Annotated in this window: 14 protein-coding genes; 11 read left to right on the forward strand and 3 right to left on the reverse strand. The window is 71.2% G+C overall.

Annotation, left to right across the window (positions count from 1 at the left end; all coding sequences use genetic code 11):
* Positions 1–38: 38 nt before the first annotated feature.
* Positions 39–398: a nuclear transport factor 2 family protein gene (locus Air01nite_RS06880; protein ID WP_203701086.1), complete on the reverse strand. Its 360-nt coding sequence runs from the start codon at positions 396–398 to the stop codon at positions 39–41.
* 102 nt (positions 399–500) lie between these two features.
* Between Air01nite_RS06880 and Air01nite_RS06885 the strand changes: the two genes are divergently transcribed.
* From Air01nite_RS06885 to Air01nite_RS06895, 3 genes are all read left to right on the forward strand, one after another.
* Positions 501–1,268, forward strand: coding sequence for a helix-turn-helix domain-containing protein (locus Air01nite_RS06885; protein ID WP_203701088.1), 768 nt, complete (start codon positions 501–503; stop codon positions 1,266–1,268).
* Positions 1,269–1,471: 203 nt separating this feature from the next.
* Positions 1,472–3,061: a PHP domain-containing protein gene (locus Air01nite_RS06890; RefSeq protein ID WP_239090545.1), complete on the forward strand. Its 1,590-nt coding sequence runs from the start codon at positions 1,472–1,474 to the stop codon at positions 3,059–3,061.
* On the forward strand, positions 3,058–3,570 hold the full coding sequence (locus tag Air01nite_RS06895) for a hypothetical protein (RefSeq protein ID WP_239090546.1): 513 nt from the start codon (positions 3,058–3,060) through the stop codon (positions 3,568–3,570). The genes Air01nite_RS06890 and Air01nite_RS06895 overlap by 4 nt, the downstream gene beginning before the upstream one ends.
* Here the strand turns inward: Air01nite_RS06895 and Air01nite_RS06900 are convergent.
* A complete protein-coding gene (locus Air01nite_RS06900; protein WP_203701092.1) occupies positions 3,567–5,642 on the reverse strand; it encodes an HsdM family class I SAM-dependent methyltransferase in 2,076 nt (691 codons plus the stop codon). The two genes, Air01nite_RS06895 and Air01nite_RS06900, sit on opposite strands and share 4 nt — an antisense overlap.
* A 93-nt stretch (positions 5,643–5,735) precedes the next feature.
* Between Air01nite_RS06900 and Air01nite_RS06905 the strand changes: the two genes are divergently transcribed.
* The gene (locus tag Air01nite_RS06905; RefSeq protein ID WP_203701094.1) at positions 5,736–5,906 is read left to right on the forward strand and encodes a hypothetical protein; all 171 of its coding nucleotides are present in this window, start codon (positions 5,736–5,738) and stop codon (positions 5,904–5,906) included.
* Between the two features lie 45 nt (positions 5,907–5,951).
* Positions 5,952–6,611 carry a hypothetical protein gene (locus Air01nite_RS06910; RefSeq protein ID WP_239090547.1) on the forward strand — a complete coding sequence of 220 codons (660 nt, stop codon included), beginning with the start codon at positions 5,952–5,954 and terminating at the stop codon, positions 6,609–6,611.
* Here Air01nite_RS06910 and Air01nite_RS06915 read toward each other — a convergent pair.
* Entirely contained in the window at positions 6,583–7,842 is a 1,260-nt protein-coding gene (locus Air01nite_RS06915; protein ID WP_239090548.1) for a serine/threonine-protein kinase, read from the reverse strand. The genes Air01nite_RS06910 and Air01nite_RS06915 overlap by 29 nt on opposite strands.
* Before the next feature lie 161 nt (positions 7,843–8,003).
* Between Air01nite_RS06915 and Air01nite_RS06920 the strand changes: the two genes are divergently transcribed.
* The 6 genes from Air01nite_RS06920 to cas5e all read left to right on the forward strand — a co-directional run bounded on the left by Air01nite_RS06920 (position 8,004) and on the right by cas5e (position 14,871).
* Positions 8,004–10,001 carry a UvrD-helicase domain-containing protein gene (locus Air01nite_RS06920; RefSeq protein WP_203701096.1) on the forward strand — a complete coding sequence of 666 codons (1,998 nt, stop codon included), beginning with the start codon at positions 8,004–8,006 and terminating at the stop codon, positions 9,999–10,001.
* Positions 10,002–10,068: 67 nt separating this feature from the next.
* A complete protein-coding gene (locus tag Air01nite_RS06925; RefSeq protein ID WP_203701097.1) occupies positions 10,069–10,752 on the forward strand; it encodes an HD domain-containing protein in 684 nt (227 codons plus the stop codon).
* 30 nt (positions 10,753–10,782) lie between these two features.
* Positions 10,783–12,435 (forward strand): type I-E CRISPR-associated protein Cse1/CasA, encoded by a 1,653-nt coding sequence (casA, locus tag Air01nite_RS06930; RefSeq protein ID WP_203701098.1) that lies wholly within the window; start codon positions 10,783–10,785, stop codon positions 12,433–12,435.
* The gene (casB, locus tag Air01nite_RS06935; protein WP_203701099.1) at positions 12,432–13,052 is read left to right on the forward strand and encodes a type I-E CRISPR-associated protein Cse2/CasB; all 621 of its coding nucleotides are present in this window, start codon (positions 12,432–12,434) and stop codon (positions 13,050–13,052) included. Before casA ends, casB begins: the two co-directional genes overlap by 4 nt.
* The gene (cas7e, locus tag Air01nite_RS06940; protein WP_203701100.1) at positions 13,049–14,173 is read left to right on the forward strand and encodes a type I-E CRISPR-associated protein Cas7/Cse4/CasC; all 1,125 of its coding nucleotides are present in this window, start codon (positions 13,049–13,051) and stop codon (positions 14,171–14,173) included. The genes casB and cas7e overlap by 4 nt, the downstream gene beginning before the upstream one ends.
* Complete coding sequence (gene cas5e, locus Air01nite_RS06945) at positions 14,170–14,871, forward strand: type I-E CRISPR-associated protein Cas5/CasD (RefSeq protein WP_203701101.1); 702 nt, start codon at positions 14,170–14,172, stop codon at positions 14,869–14,871. The genes cas7e and cas5e overlap by 4 nt, the downstream gene beginning before the upstream one ends.

Raw genomic sequence — 14,871 nt, forward strand, 5'->3', positions numbered from 1 at the left:
ACCGGACCGGACCCGGCCCGGTCCGCCAGCCGGGCAGGTCACGCCGGGACGCGGTCGAGGAAGCCCAGCACCTGGTCAAGGCGGCCGTCGCCGTCGGTCGTCGCGACGTCGAAGCCGACTATCGGTGCCTCGACGCCGTCCGGGCCGAGCTCCCAGGTGAACCGGACCTGGCTGTGGTGGCCGTCGACCGGCCCGACCAGCCGGAAGGTCATGCCGGGGAACTGGCCCTGTGCGGCCGCGATCGTGGCGTCGATCGCGTCCCGGCCCTCGGCGACCGCCAGCGGGTCGACGTAGCGGCCCTCGGGCGCCCACAGCTCGTCGATCAACTGCCGGCGCTTCACCGGGTCGGTCTCGTTCCAGGTGGCGATGTACCCGTGGGCCAGGTCGTCGTACGTCATCGTGCAGTCTCCTTCGTATCGGTCGTGTGGCAATGGAACCCGGCGTGGCGGCGCGGCGTCGATTACCTCGGAGGTAATGGCCGGTCGTTAGAGTCGGTTGGCGTGACCACTCTGACCAGGCCCGGGCCTGCGGTGGGCGACCTCCTCCGCGACTGGCGCCGCACCCGCCGCCTGAGCCAACTCGACCTGTCGATCTCGACCGGGGTCTCGGCGCGACACATCAGCTTCGTGGAAACGGGCCGCTCACGCCCGAGCCCGGACCTGATCCTGCGGCTGGCGGAGCAGTTGGAGATCCCGTTGGCGGACCGCAACGCTCTGCTGCTGGCCGGGGGACACGCGCCGGCGTACCCGAGCCATGCCTTGACCGACCCGGAAATGGGCCCGGTCCTCGCGGCGGTGCGCCACCTCCTCGACGGCCACGACCCGTATCCGGCGGCCCTGATCGACCAGCACTGGGATCTGGTCGAGGCCAACGCGGCCATCGAGGTCTTCACGGCGGGCTGCGCGCCCCACCTGCTCGAGCCACCGATCAACGTGCTGCGGCTGAGCCTGCACCCGGACGGCATGGCCCCCCGCATCGGCAACCTGGCGGAGTGGCGCGCGCACCTGCTCCACCGGCTGCGCCAACAGGCCACGACAACCAACGACCCGATGTTGTACGACCTGCTGGAGGAGCTGTCCGGCTATCCGGGCGGCACGGGCGCGGCCGGACCGACGAGCGTCGTGGTCCCGCTCGTCTATCAGCACTTGTCCTTCGTCAGCACGACCACGCTGTTCGGCACGCCCCTCGACGTCACCGTCGCGGGCCTGGCCATCGAGTCCTTCTTCCCGGCGGACAGCGCGACGGCCGAGCGCCTCCGCGCGCGCTGACCGTCACCAACGGTTCACCGCATTTCAGCCGGCCGTAGCCGGGTAGCCACCCTGCGTTACCCGGCCGGGACGAGCGTGATTCGCCGCACGGGCGCTCGGAGGACGTACCTGACCGAAGGGATCCGCAGATGAGCCACGCCCACCCGCACCACCATCACCACGATGAGGTTGAGGCCGCCGGCGATCGGCCGGAGGCGCTTGACTTGTCCATTCCGGACACCGAACTCTCGCCGGACGACTTTTCCCGGCGGTCCTTCATCCGGCGGGCCGGGTTGCTCGGCGCCGGTGCCGCCACCGCCAGCGTGTTCGGGACCGCCACTGCCGCGGCCGCGCACGGCGGCGGCGATGACGACGGCGGCGACCTGCGCTGGCTGGCCGGCGACCACCACATCCACACGCAGTACAGCAGCGACGCCATGTTCCGCGTCATCGACCAGGCCCAGCACGCGCAGGCGTACGGCCTCGACTGGATCGTCATCACCGACCACGGTGGACCGCAGCATGCCCGCATCGGCGTCGAGCGGGTCAACCCCGACATCCTCGCCACCCGCAACGCGCTGCCCGACCTGTTGGTCTTCCAAGGTCTGGAGTGGAACATCCCGGCCGCCGAGCACGGCACGGTGTTCGTCGCGCCCGGGCGCAACGAGGTCGCGGTGCTCAAGGAGTTCGAGAACACCTACGACGCCAGCGTGGTCGGCGCCGGGCCCTCGACGCCCGCCAACGAGGCGCTCGCGATCGCCGGCATCAACTTCCTCGGGCAGGCCGTCAAGCGTCGGCGGGTCGACGCCGCGCTGTTCCTCGCCAACCACCCCGCCCGGCGCGGGCTCGACTCGCCGCACGAGTTCCGCGGCTGGCGGGACGCCGATCCCACCGTGGCCGTGGGTATGGAGGGCGCGCCGGGGCACCAGGCCGCCAGCATCCCCGCGCCGCAGGGTCCGGGGAGCGGGCGCGGCTTCTACGCGGGGTCGCCCACCGCGGACTCGTTCCCCGGTTTCCCGCCGGAGAGCTACCGCACCTGGGGCGGCTTCGACTTCTTCACCGCGACCGTCGGCGGGCTCTGGGACAGCCTGCTCGCCGAGGGCAAGCCCTGGTGGATCACCGCGAACTCCGACGCGCACTCGATCTACCTCGACACGGCCGTCCGCGGGCCGGGCAGCAACTTCGACGTCAACGGCTTCTACAACGACCCCGTGCACGGCGGGGTGCCGAACACCGGGGCCGGCGACTTCTGGCCGGGCCTCTACAGCCGCACGCACGTGGGCGCCAAGGCCGACTCGTACCGCGCGGTGATGGACGGCATCCGCGCCGGCCGCGTGTGGGTCGACCACGGCGGGCTGATCCGCGGCCTCGACGTGCGGGTCGACGGCACCCCGCTGGGCGGCGTGCACCGGGTCCGCCGCGGCACGGCGGTGGAGCTCACGATCTCCGTCGACCTGGCCGACAAGCCCAACTGGGCGCAGTTCCTGCCGAAGCTGGCCCGCGTCGACGTGATCCGCGGCGCCGTGACCGGCGTGGCGGCGGACAAGGACACGTTCACCGCACCGCAGACCCGGGTGGTGAAGTCGTTCGAGGTCGCTTCGGGCCAGCGCCGGGTCACCTTCCGGTACGCGCTGGGCCGCCTGGACGAGCCTTTCTACGTCCGGGTACGCGGCACGGACGGTCTGCGCTCGCAGCCGGGCTTCCTAGGCGCCTCCGTCGACCCGGTGGGCCCGCAGCTCGACGTCCTGGGCAACTCCGACCCGTGGTCGGACCTCTGGTTCTACTCGAACCCGATCTGGATCATCCCGCGGTGACCTCCGTCCACATCGGCCTCGACCGCGGCGACGCCACCGTCGCCGCGGCCGAGCACTGGCTCCACGAGCTGCTCGCCGACATCGACCCCACCGACGTGATGGCGTGCACCCACTTCGTCTCGACGCCGACGCCGCATGTCGCGGTCAGCCTGGCACTCCCGCGGGCCCTTACGCTGCCGGACCCGGCGGCGGAGTTCGCGGAGGGCGCGCGGATCGCCCGGGACGCGCACGCGGCCGGCACGGCCGGCCGAGCCGTGGTGTTCCCGGGCCAGGACCGGATGACCGGCGTCATGTCGGTCGCGGACCTCCTCGCCGCCGGCGCCATCGACCGGATCAGGGTCCTCGGCAGCGCGGCGCCGCCAGCTCCGTCGACGGAGGTGGACACGCTCGGCTACCTCCGTCCGCAATGGATGGACGGCCGCCTCACGCTGCTCACCCAACCGGCCAACAGCGGCCGCCTGGCCCCGTTCGAGGTCGCCGACCAGCGGGGTTGCTGCTCAGACCACTAACCAACAGGGTCCACACCGATGGTGCCCGCGGTGAGGCTGTCGCCGATCTCGCGCGCCAGCACGGCACCACTCGCTGCGGCGTCGTCGAGTCGTGTCCGAAACTCGGCCAGTTGGAGGAAGACCCGCCCGTACTCCTGCTGCTGGTCCAGGGGCAGCACAGGAATGCTGAGCCGTCTGATGTCGATGCGGAGGGCGCCGCTGACGCCGCTCGACGTGCGGGCCGCGACCCGGACGTTGTCGGTCCGGGAGATGACGCCCGCGACGAACCACGAGTCGAAGAGGTCCCGGTCGACGCGGATCAGTTGGACTCCCGGTCCGAGCTCGGCCCCGACCTGCTCCGCGGTGGCCACTCGCGCGGTGATCCGGTGGCCGATGACGGGCACCAGAATGTCACCGGCGGCGACCCGCGGCCCCGGCTCGTCGTCAGCGCCGCGGGCGGCCGTGCCGGTCGCCGGCCCACCGGACAACGCGTCGGACGGGGTCAGGACAACGGTGGCCGCGCCCTGCCGACCGCGGGAGACCGCTCGCAGGACGGTGATGCTCCCCGATCGGACCAGATCGGCGACGTCGGCCTGCGGTGCCGATCGCAGCGGCGTCGTCGAGACCTGTCGCACCATGGGCAAGCTTTGCCGTACCCGTTCGATGAGCTCGTCGAAGTCCTTGATCCTGGCGATGATCTCGGCGGGGTCGGCGGCGACCTCTCGGGCCTGCGCCAGGTAGCGCTGCGGCGTCATGTCGACCTGGTCGTCGAGCAGCTCGATCGCGGGCACGGCGCGATGGACGGCGGGCTCCTCGGCGTAGCTGCCGGACAGATAGGAACGCCAGGCATTCGCGACGACGTCGACGAGGGTACGACCGGCCGGCGCGGCTGTGGCGTCGACGAACAACAGCTCTCCGGACCCGCGCGGGTCGGGCTGGGTCAGCACCCAGACGTGCATCCCGATGCTCGTCGGTGCCATGAGGCCCGCTGGCAGGGCGACCACCGCCCGCAGCGCGCCACGGCGGATCAGCTCGGCGCGGATGCGACGCCCCGCGGGGCGCGACGCCGCGGCGGGCGGCATCAGGACCACCGCGGTCCCCTCGGGAGCGAGGTGCGCCAACGCGTGCTGCACCCAGGCGAGCTCGGGCTCCGTCCGCGGTGGCAGACCAAAGGTCCAGCGGGCGTCATAGCCGAGCCGGTCGTGACCCCAGTCGTGGATCCCGAACGGAAAGTTCGCGACCACCACGTCCGCCTTCAGGTCCGGAAACGCGTCCGCGAGCAGGCTGTCGTCGACGCGCACCACCGGCGGCTCCGCGTCGGGCCACTCGCGTCCGGCGCGTAGGTGTACGAACCAGAGGCGCAGCAAGGCGACGAGGGCGTACTGCGGGTTGATCTCCTGAGCTATACAGCGCGTGCCGGAGCCGGAGCGGAGCGCCTGGTCGGCCGCCATCCGCAGCAGCGATCCGGTGCCGCAGGTGAAGTCGAACGTCCGGGCTCCGGAGCCGGCCAGGACCAGCATCACCTCGGCCACGTTGTCGGGTGTCCCGGCGAGCCCGGACAGCGAATGGGCGGAGGACACGAACTGGCCGTGGAGGTACTCGAAGGCGCTCTCCGGATCCCGTTCGGAGCTGAGCTGGTCGACGGTCTCGAGGATCGTGACCAGCTCCGGCGTCCACGATTCGGGCAACACGTTCCCGACCCGCTCGGCCAAGTCGGCATCAAGCTTGCGCAGCCTCCTCAGCAGCTCTTGCGGGTTAGGCAGCCGGTCGGCCATGGCCCCGGCGCGCGCGAGCAGGTGTGCGCCGCAGATGGCGAGCACGTCGTTGATCTGGGCCGCCGGCTGGTAGCTCTCGATGTGTCGCCAGGCCCACTGCTCGGTGCCCGCCCGGTGCAGCCTGCCGTGCCGGCGGAGCCATTCCTCGACGTGTCGCGCGTCGAAGGACGGGCTCGTCGGTGTGCCGCCGATGGGCAACGGGAAGTCGGCGTACCGGCGACGCCAGTTGCTCACCGCCGCCCGGCCCACGTTGGCCAGTCGGGCGATGCCGCTAGCCGTGAGGCTGGCGGAGCTGGGGATCGTGCTCGGATCGGTCACGCGTGAACATTAGCACCAGGAGTTCACTTGTGTATACGGTTCACAGTGGATATCGTCATCGCTGGTTGCATTCACAAGCCGCATGGAGGACCAATGCCGCGTCGGGGGCACAGCACCACCATCGGGAAATTCGCCAAGGTGTTCCACGACCGCCGGGCGTCCGACATCCGCATGCTGGGCGAACTGCTGCGTCGCGAACAGCGTGCCAAGTCGGCCACCCGGGAGGAGAACACCGCCCGGAAGCCGGGCACCGTGCTCCGCTGATCCAACGTTCAGCTCGCCACAACCTGAGGAGGACCATGAACACCGTTGCTCGCGTCCGCGTCGCCGCCCACTGCGTCGTTTCCGCCCGTCGCGCACCTGCTCGCCGGCTCAAGGCGGTTCGCGCACGATTCCACGCCGCCGGAGGAATATGCGCGTGTACGGCTTGATCCGCTGGTCGGTACGGCCATCGCGGACGCGTACGTGGCCGCCCCGATCCGCGACGAGCGGGCCTATCCGGCGTACGCGGCGTTCTGCCGCGAGACGCTTGCGCAGTACCACTTCTTGGTCGGGCGGGTCGAGTTCGGGGGCCTGGGCGTTGACGTTCGCGTGGTCGACGAGGACCCGTACGCGGACGCCGAGTCCATGATCGAAGACGCCCGTCGGAGTCGGCTGAAGGTGTGGGCCAGCACGGCCACGGGCAACCCGCACCCGTACCTCAGCGACAACGAGAACGACATGTTCCGGGCGGTGCACGACGTGTTCGGGCACGCGGCCATCGGTCGTGGGTTCGACCGGCATGGCGAGGAGGCGGCCTGGATGAAGCACAGCCGCATGTACTCGCCGCTCGCCGGGCGCGCTCTGGCGACCGAGACGCGCGGGCAGAACTGCGCGCGGATCTTCGGCTACACCGACGGGCAGTTCGCCGAGCAGAAGGTCGCGCTGCTGCCCAGAGCGTTCAGCGACCGGCCGGTCGCTGTGTACTGACCGTTGCGATCTCGCGCCGGAGGTCGCGCACGACGGCGGCCTCCGGACCCCGGGCGCGGATCAGATCATCGAGTACGGCGTGCATCAGGCGTAGCGCCCGGTCGTACTCGCCGAGAGGCAGGTGGGCCCGGGCGGCGCGCAACCTGGCCTCGACGACGCGGTGATCGTCGGCACCGTGGCGCCGCGTCCGCAGTTCGACGAGCCGCCGCCAGTGCCGGGCGGCGGCTCGGTGCTCGCCGTCGGCCTCCAGTCGCTCGGCCCGCGCCGCGGTCGGCTCCGCCTCGTCGTCCTTCGCAGGTCGTGCGGCCGGGGTGCGCCACTGCGCGGGCACCCGGCCGACGATCGCGGCGTACGCCTGGACCGCCCCGGTCGGATCGTCGACGACGCCCGGGATCGGCGGTAGCTCACGGGCGAGCGGAGCGAGCGTGGCGTAGACCTCCGCCGCCGTCGCGGGCCGGTCCGCCGGATCGGTCGCCAGCAGCGCGTGGACCAGGTCGTCGAGTGTGTCGGGGACGTCCGGCCGGAACTGGACGGGACGTGGGGGAGGGGTGCTCAGTTGGTGCCGCACCATGGTCAGGGTGGTGGCGCCGTCGAACGGCGGCCGGGCGGTGAGCAGGTCGTAGAGCGTCGCTCCGAGACCGTACAGGTCGGTGCGCTGGTCGGCCGGACCGCCGGAGATCTGCTCGGGTGCCATGTAGCCCAACGTGCCGACGCTCTGACCGCTGAGCGTGATCCGCGAGTAGCGGTCGTCGTCGGGCATCGTCGCCAGCCCGAAGTCGAGGACCTTGACGGCCCCGCTCGGATGGAGCATGACGTTGCTCGGCTTGATGTCGCGATGGATCAGTCCGATGTGGTCGGCGGCCACCAGCACGCCGCAGATCTGAGCGCCGATCGCGGCCACCCAGGCGACCGGAACGGGACTCTGCTCGGCGATCAGGTCCTTCAGGTCGGTCCCGGCGATCTTCTCGATCACCACGTACGGGCGACCGTCGTGTTCGCCGAGATCGTAGACGGCCGGCACCCCGGGATGATCGAGCCGAGCGGTCAACAGAGCCTCGCGGCGGAACCGCCGCACTCCTGCGAGGTCCATGGCGGCCGCGTCGACCAGCTTGACGATCACCGCCCGGTCGAGCAACGTGTCGTCGGCGGGCCAGACCTCGCCCATCCCCTTGTGTGCCAAGGGAAACCGGCCGAGTTCGTACCGGCCTCCCAGGAGCGCGCCCGCGACCACACGACAGAGCATATCGGCGGCTCGGGTGATGGTTCCGAGCCGAGTACGGCTCAGGTGTGGCCGATCTGGTGAATCGTGATCACGAAAGGATTGTTGCAAGCGCCGTTCACAAGGTGCTTCAATGTGGAGCTACTGAGGACGCCCGACGACCGGGGGAAGGCATGGCTGACTTGGCCATCGACCGTGGGTTCCTTCCCGCGTACGCGAGGTTGCAACGCCGGGTGCAGGACGCCGTCGTCGCCGCCATCGGCAAGTTCGCCGCGCACACCCACGCCGGATTGCACCTCGAACGGCTGGCCGGAGCGCGCGACCCGAACATCCGCACGATCCGCATCGACCGTTTCTACCGCGGCGTCGTCCTCGCCCTCGGCGAGGACAGGTACGCCCTGCTCGACGTCCTGCCGCACGACGACGCGATCGCGTTCGCGGTGCGGCGGCGCTTCACCGTCAACCAGGTGCTCGGCGTGCTCGAGATGCGCGACGAGGCGGGCATCGAGGAGTTCTCCCGCGGACAACCAGCCGGACCGACCAGCGCCGGGCTGTTCGACCACGCGTCCGACAAGGATCTCGTGCGACTCGGTATCGACGAGGATCTCGTGCCGCTGCTGCGCGTGATCAGCACCGACCGGCAACTGGAGAGCCTCGACGGGCGGCTGCCCGACACGCAACTCGACGTCCTCCGCGGGCTGGCCAGCGGGATGCCGGTCGAGGAGGTCTGGTCCGAGCTGGCCGCCCGCGTCGTGTCGGGTGTGGACACCGACGACCTGCTCGCGGCCGCACGCCGTACCCCCGAACGGATCCGTTTCGTCTCCGGTCCGGTCGAGCTGGCGGCGATTCTCGACCATCCCTTCGACGCGTGGCGGGTCTTCCTCCACCCCACCCAACGTGACGTCGCCTACCGCGAGTTCTACAGCGGTCCCGCTCTGGTGACCGGGAGCGCCGGCACCGGCAAGACGGTCACCGGTCTGCACCGGGCCGCGTTTCTCGCCGAGCGGCTGACCGACCAGAGCGCCAAGGTGCTGGTGACCACGTTCACGCGGGCAGTCGCCGACTCCCTGCGCCGCCAGCTCCATCGCCTGAACGCGGACCCGGCCGTCCGAGCCCGCATCGACGTCGTCAGCGTCGACAAGCTGGCCTACGAGGTCGCCGTCCGAGGTGGCCAGCGGTTCACGATCGCGGAGAACGCCGTCGCGGATCAACTGTGGGAGTCCGCCGCGGCGTTCGGGTTCACCGGGGCGTTTCTCAAGCGAGAGTGGGAGCAGGTCGTCCTGGCCCAGCAACTGACCACGGTGGAGGATTATCGGGCCGTCAAGCGGGCCGGCCGTGGCGAGGGCTTGCGTGCCGCCCAGCGCGACCAGGTGTGGGCCGCGATCGAAGCCGTGCGGCACGAGCTGGCCAGGCGCCGGCTGCGCACCCACACGCAGCTCGCCGACGACGCGGCGGCGCTCGCCCGTCGGTCGCCGCCGCCCTATCGACACGTCGTCGTCGACGAAGGCCAGGACCTGCACCCGGCGCAGTGGCGCCTGCTGCGTGCGCTGGTGACCCCCGGGCCCAACGACATGTTCCTGTTGGCCGATCCCTACCAGCGCATCTACGACAGTCACGTCTCGCTCGCGCGGCTCGGCATCCAGGTTCGGGGCCGAGCGCGCCGGCTCACGGTCAACTACCGCACCACGCACGAGATCCTCGACCTGTCGGTCAAGGTGCTCGGCGGCGACGCCGCCGTCGGCCTGGACGGAAACGGCGACACGCTGCGTGGCTATCGCTCGGTCACCCGCGGCGCCACACCGGTCGTCGCCGCGTGGACCGACCGCGACAGCGAGCTGGAAGGGCTGATCGAACGCGTGGGCACCTGGCTGGACCAGGGCGTGGAGCCGCACGCGATCGCCGTGGCCGTCCGCACCGGCCAACTCGTGGCGACCATCGCCAGGCTCCTGAGCGACGCCCACATCCCCGTCGCGGACGAGAGGCGGGGAGTCGACGGCGTGCACGTCGCCACCATGCATCGACTGAAGGGCCTGGAGTTCCAGTGCCTCGCCGCCGTCGGGCTCGACGCGAACGTCCTTCCCGCGCGGCAGGCCCTCACGCCCGCGACGGTGGACCGGCACGCCCACGACAGGACCTGCGGCGGGAACGCTGCCTTCTGTTCGTCGCCCTGACCCGGGCCCGTGACGTCCTCTACCTTTCGCACAGCGGCGCGCCCAGCCCGCTGCTGCCGGCAGCGCCATGAAGCACCGGGGACCCGGCCTAGGCGAGGCGGCGCGGTCGGTCTGGGGCAAGACCGACCGCACGGGAACGTCCCCGGCGGGTTGGCTGCCGCTCTGGCGTCACCTCGCCGACTCGGCCGACGTGGCCGGTCACCTGTGGGACCACTGGCTGAGCGCTTCGGTGCGCCGGCTCGTCGAGGCGAAGCCGTCCGAGGACACGGCGGCGAAAGAGCTCAAGGCCGACGGCTTCCGCCTGGACGGTGTGGCCGCGCCCGGCGTGCCGCCGATCGGCTGGCTGTCCGGCGGAGTCGGCGAAGTCGACGACCGCGCCGGGCAAGGCCATGTGCGCGACACCGACGGGGAGTCCGTCGAGGTCCTCCTGCTGGTCCGTAGCCCCGACGGGTTGGTCCTGCCGCCCTGGATCGAGGGTGGGGGAGTGCCGGTGCCGATCGGCAGCGTCCCACCCTGGCCCCTGCCACGGCGGATCGCCCGCTGCACCCTGCCACTCCCACGCGCGATGACCAGCGACGCCGTCCTCGCCGAGCTGGGCCTGCGCAACGACCTGCGCGCTTGGCAGGCAAGCCACTGGCTCGCCGGTGAGCTCGTCCTCGACGTCGACGCGGACGGCTGGGCGGCGCTCGCCGGCTTCGAGCTCGAGTACGACGTGGACGAAGGATTGCGGGTCACGCGTGCCACCGCGTGAGACCCGCCGGTCGTGAAGGAGGCGCCACCGGTGACCGGATCACCGAACACCGCCGGATTCTCGCTCGTGGAAAATCCCTGGATACCGGTGCTCGACGGGGCTGGTCGGCGACAGGAGCTGTCACTGCCCGACCTGTTCACCCACGCGGGCGACATCCGGATGATCGCGTGTGAGCTGCCGACGCAGTCGTTCGCGATCCTGCGGTTGGCGTTGGCGATCGTGCACCGAACCACCGGTGGCCCGCCGGGCGAGGCCGCCTGGCGCGCCTTGTGGCGGGATCGGCAGCTGCCGCTGACCGACATCGCCGACTATCTCGGGGCGTTCCGCGAGCGGTTCGATCTTCTGCACCCCGAGCGTCCCTTCTACCAGGTCGCCGACCTGCGCGCCGCTAAGGACAACACGTACGGGCTCGAGCGTCTCATCGCCGACGTGCCCGCCGGCATGCCGTTCCTCGCCGCCCGCGCCGGGCCGGGGATGGAGTCCGTCTCGCCGGCCGAAGCCGCTCGGTGGCTGGTGCATTGCCAGGCATTCGATCCGTCGGGAATCAAGACCGGCGCGGCAGGCGACCCGCGCGTCAAGGGTGGGCGTGGCTACCCCATCGGTGTCGCGTCAGCCGGTTCGCTGGGCGGCATTCATCTCGAAGGAGCCAACCTGTTGGAAACCTTGCTGTTCAACCTGGTGCCGGTCGCACCGCGGTGGCAGCGGTCCGACGAGCGGGACCTTCCGGTCTGGGAACGCGAGCCACAGACGGCGTGCGAGGAACCGGATTCGACCCGGGGACCTTTCGGCCTGCTCAGCCTTTACACCTGGCAGTCCCGAAGGGTCCGGCTCTTCGGCGACGCCGACCGGATCACCGGCGCGATGGTCGCGATCGGCGACCGGCTCGACTGGCACGACCGGCATCTGCTGGAGCCGATGAGCGTCTGGGGACGCAGCGGTCCGCGGGAGCGCGAACAGAAACGGACACCGGTGTACTTGCCCCGGCCCCACGACCACGCCCGTGCGTTGTGGCGCGGGCTGCAGACCCTGTTGCCGTCGCCGCCACCGGGGGCAGAGCCGGCGCAGCGGCTGTCGCCGATGGTGGTGCAGTGGCTGGCCAGCCTGTCCGTCAGCGGCGTCGTCGGCGGGGATTTCCAGGTGCGGCCGCGCGCGACCAGCGTCACCTACGGCACCCAGCAGGCGGTCATCGACGAGGTGTTCAGCGACGCGTTGACGATGAACGTGCTGCTTCTGGTCGAGGACTCCGCACTGCGTACGGCCGCCGTCGACGCAGCGGCCGACGCCGAGGCGGCGGTGACGGTGCTGCGCCGGCTCGCCGAGAACCTACGGCGCGCGGCCGGTGGCAGGGACGCTGAGAGTGGCGAGGGTCAACGGGCCGCGGAACACGCGTACACCATGCTGGATCGGTCTTTCCGTGACTGGGTGGCCCGCCTCGGGCCGAACAGCGATCCGGTCGAGGAGCGGTCCGCCTGGCAGCGCCACGTGCGCCGGTCCGTCTCCACCCTCGCCGCCGACCTGGTCGCGGCAGCCGGACCAAAAGCCTGGGTGGGCCGACCGGGCGTCGACCGCAACGGTCGCGGCGTCCACTACTCCAGCCCGCAGGCCGAGGCCTGGTTCCGAGCCGGCCTCGCCAAGGCGCTGCCGATGGCGTCTTCGCAGCAGGGTCGGGAGGACGCGCCATGACCACGCACCCGTGGGTACGGCATCGCCGCGAGCTGGGCGACCACGTGGCCCGCACGGTCGGCGTCCTCCAGGCCCGGGTGCGCAGCGACGTGCCCGACGCCGTGAGCGCCCTCGCCCGGCTGCGTCGCGGCATCGGCCGGGCGCCGGGCTTCGACTTCACGCTGGACCGCTACCTGCACGTGCCCGACCAGCTTCTGGGCCGCCGGCCGGCCGACGACGCCGAGGCGGCGGACTCCGAGCACGCCGTGCACGACGCCGTTACCCACTACGCGCTGCACCAGCAGTCGCGCCGCGAGCGGATGCACGTGGACGGGCGCGGGCTCGGCCAGGCTCTGGTCACGCTCGTCCGCACGTCGACCGGCCCGGAAGGCGTCCGGCGCCGGTTCGCCGCGCTGGGCACCGCCAGCAGCTACCACGAGAGCGTCTACCACCTCCGCGGCCTGATCACCATGTTGCGCGAGCAGCAGATCCCGCTCGACTACGGGTTGCTCGCCGACGACCTGCGGGCCCTGCGCGGACGTGACGGCCGCCCGAAAGTCCAGGCCGTCTGGGGCCGGGAGTTCTTCCGGAGCGGGCCCGCCACCAGCACCGGCGACATCGAGGAGGACCCATCATGAGCCGCACGATCATCGACGTGTATGCGCTGCACACCGTGCCACCGAGCAACCTCAACCGCGACGACACCGGCTCGCCGAAGACCGCGATGTACGGTGGCGTGCGGCGCGCCCGCGTGTCGAGCCAGGCCTGGAAACGCGCGATCCGGCTGGCGTTCGCCGACCTGCTCGACGACTCACAGCTGGGCGAGCGCACCAAGCGAGTGGGCGAGTCACTCGCGGCCCGCATCAAGTCCCTCGACCCGGGCGTCTCCGACGCAGCCGCCTCGGCGCTCGCCACCGAGGTCTTCGTGGCGAGCGGCCTGGCCAGGGCGGACAAGAAGAAGGGCGAGCCGAAGGACGTCGAGTCCGGCTATCTGCTGTTCCTGAGCCACCGCCAGCTCGACAACCTCGCCGCCGCGGCGGTGAAGGCCAAAGCCGCCGGCGGAACTCTGGACAAGGCGACGATCAAGACGCTGGCCAACACCGATCACTCGGTCGACATCGCGATGTTCGGCCGCATGCTCGCCGACATGTCCGACATCAATGTGGACGCTGCCTGCCAGGTGGCGCATGCGATCAGCGTCCATGCCGTCGACAACGAGTTCGACTACTTCACCGCGGTGGACGACCGCAAGGAGGACGCGGCCAAGACCGGCGCCGGCATGATCGGCACGATCGAGTTCAACTCGTCCACCCTGTACAGGTACGCGACGATCGACGTCGACGCGTTGCAGCGCACCCTCGGCGACGCCAGAGCCACCCGGGCCGCCGTCGAGGCGTTCCTGGTGGCTTTCGCGCGCAGCATGCCGACGGGCAAGCAGAACACCTTCGCCCACCGGACACTGCCGGACGCGGTGATCGTCCGTGTACGCGAAACGCAGCCGATCAACCTGGTCGGCGCGTTCGAGAAGCCCGTCCGCGAGACGTACGCCGCCGGGCGGGTCGAGTTGGCGGCGGCGGAGCTCGCCAAACACGCCACGGAGGTCGAGGCCGCCTACGGCGAACGCCCGGTCGGCAGCTGGGTGACCCAGGTAGGTGACCGCACCTCAGTGCTGACCGACCTCGGCAAGGCCGTCACCTTCGACGAACTCGTCGCCGGCGTGGGGGAGCAGGTCGCCGTCGCGCTCGGACAGCCGACATGAGCGTGCTCCTGCTGAGGCTCGCCGCCCCCATGCAGTCGTGGGGTTCGTCGAGCCGCTTCGCCCGCCGGGGCACCGAGGTCGCGCCGACCAAGAGCGGTGTGATCGGCCTCCTCGCCGCCGCCAAGGGCGTGCGGCGCACCGAGCCGCTCACGGACCTGCTCGGGCTGGAGTTCGGGGTGCGCCTCGACCAGCCCGGCCAGATTCTCCGCGACTTCCAGACCGCCCGCTCCCTCGACGGCCGCGACACCGCCCCGCTCACGTACCGCTTCTATCTCTCGGACGCGGTCTTCGTGGTCGGTGTCGCCGGCGAACGCGACCTGTTGCGCGGCCTGGACGAGGCGTTGAGACGGCCGAGGTTCCCGCTCTACCTGGGCCGCCGGTCCTGCCCACCGGCCGGCCCGATCAGCCTCGGCGTACACGAAGGGTCTCTCGACGGCGCCCTCGATGCCTGCCCTTGGCAGGCCGCGAACTGGCACCGCCGCGCAGCTGCCCCCACCGTCCGGCTCGAGATCATCCGCGATGCCCGCGAGGGCGAGCCGGTGACGGAGACGGTGCACGACGAGCCGCTCAGCTTCGACCCGGCCCATCGGCAACACGGGTGGCGGTCGGTGCTGCGCCGGCACGTCGACCTGGCGAACGACCTCGCCGACCGCTCCAGGATCGCCGAACACGACCCGATGACCCTGCTGGGAGGCTGA

The organism is Asanoa iriomotensis (assembly GCF_016862515.1).
Classification (GTDB): domain Bacteria; phylum Actinomycetota; class Actinomycetes; order Mycobacteriales; family Micromonosporaceae; genus Asanoa; species Asanoa iriomotensis.